Here is a 1276-nt window from a genome sequence, read left to right as displayed (position 1 = left end):
GACGGCAGCCGCCAGCCCAGCGCCCACGAGCTCGCCGGCGCACGCTATCAGGGACGCCAGATCGCGGAAACCGCCAGGAAACTCCATGGCTAAACTCCATGGCTGAGCGGCACGGCTGTGCGATCGCGGCATTCCCGTTCGGGAATGCCGCCCCTTTGGTGCGGCGGCTCAGGCCCGTTCGGTCTTCTTCTTGACGAGCTCGCGACCGATCGGCCGCACCGGCTCGCTCCGCAGCACCAGCGAGGTCGTGACGGCGCCAAATCCGGCAATGCGATCCACGATCGTCTCGAGGTCCTCAGGAGCGGGAACGAGCACTTTGAGCACGAAGCAGTCATCGCCGGTGACGCGATGGACTTCGATGATGTGGGGAATCTCTGCGAACCTCTTGAGGCAGGTCTTGATGTGCTCATGCGTGGTCCGCAGGCGCACCAGCGCCATCAGGCCGAGCCCGAGTGCGCGCGGATTGATGCGGGCGCCGTAGCCTTCGATGATCCCGGCTTCCTCGAGCCGTCTGACGCGCTCGGACACCGCGGGCTGGGACAACCCTACGGAACGGCCAAGCTCGGACAGCGGCACGCGCGCGTTGACCTGCAGCGCCTCCAGGATCTTCAGGTCCTTGGCATCGATGCTCCCGAAGCGATCCAACCGAATTCTCCATTTCACCTTGAGATCATCGGCAAACGGCCGATTGCGCCGATGACTTGCCATGTGATGCAGGACCGGGATCGGTCACACTGCGGCCTCATCTCAGATATCACGGGACGATCATGCACGACATCATCACATTGCCCGGCCTCGGCGGCTCAGGAGATACCCATTGGCAGACGCAATGGGAACGCTCCGAGCCGCGCTTCACGCGATTTCGGCCGGCAAGCTGGGACCGGCCGGAGCTCGACGACTGGGAGCAATCGCTGGAGCGGGCGATCGAGCGCTGCCCGAAGCCGCCTGTCCTGGTTGCCCATAGCCTCGCCTGCCTGCTGGTGGCGCATTGGGCCGCCCGCTTCCCAACGGCGATTGCCGGCGCATGTCTGGTCGCCGTCCCCGATCCCGACGGCGCCAATTTTCCTGCGGAAGCCGCCGCGTTCAAGCCTGTGCCGGAACGCGCCTTGCGCTTTCCGTCGCTGATCATCGCGAGCACGAATGATCCGTATGGCGCAATCGAGGTCTCGCAGCGACGAGCCCGCAGCTGGCAGTCCGGCCTGGTCGAGCTCGGCGCACTCGGCCACATCAATGCGTCGAGCGGGCTCGGCGACTGGCCGCAGGGGCGCGCGCTGCT

General features: G+C 65.8%; 2 protein-coding genes and 1 pseudogene. 2 read left to right on the top strand and 1 reads right to left on the bottom strand.

Annotated elements, in window-relative coordinates; genetic code table 11:
* A pseudogene (locus MOV75_RS38600) lies at positions 1-93 on the top strand (NAD(P)H:quinone oxidoreductase); the annotation flags it as partial.
* Positions 94-168: 75 nt separating this feature from the next.
* Here MOV75_RS38600 and MOV75_RS38595 read toward each other — a convergent pair.
* A complete protein-coding gene (locus MOV75_RS38595; protein ID WP_246931552.1) occupies positions 169-645 on the bottom strand; it encodes an Lrp/AsnC family transcriptional regulator in 477 nt (158 codons plus the stop codon).
* A 122-nt stretch (positions 646-767) separates the two neighbouring features.
* Here MOV75_RS38595 and MOV75_RS38590 point away from each other — a divergent pair.
* A partial coding sequence (locus MOV75_RS38590) for an alpha/beta hydrolase (RefSeq protein ID WP_247008074.1) occupies positions 768-1276 on the top strand: 509 nt, incomplete at its 3' end.

Origin of the sequence: Bradyrhizobium sp. PRIMUS42 (assembly GCF_023006515.1) — a bacterium.
Classification (GTDB): domain Bacteria; phylum Pseudomonadota; class Alphaproteobacteria; order Rhizobiales; family Xanthobacteraceae; genus Bradyrhizobium.
Note: the sequence above shows the minus strand (reverse complement) of the source record. Positions and strands in the feature narration are given on the sequence as shown.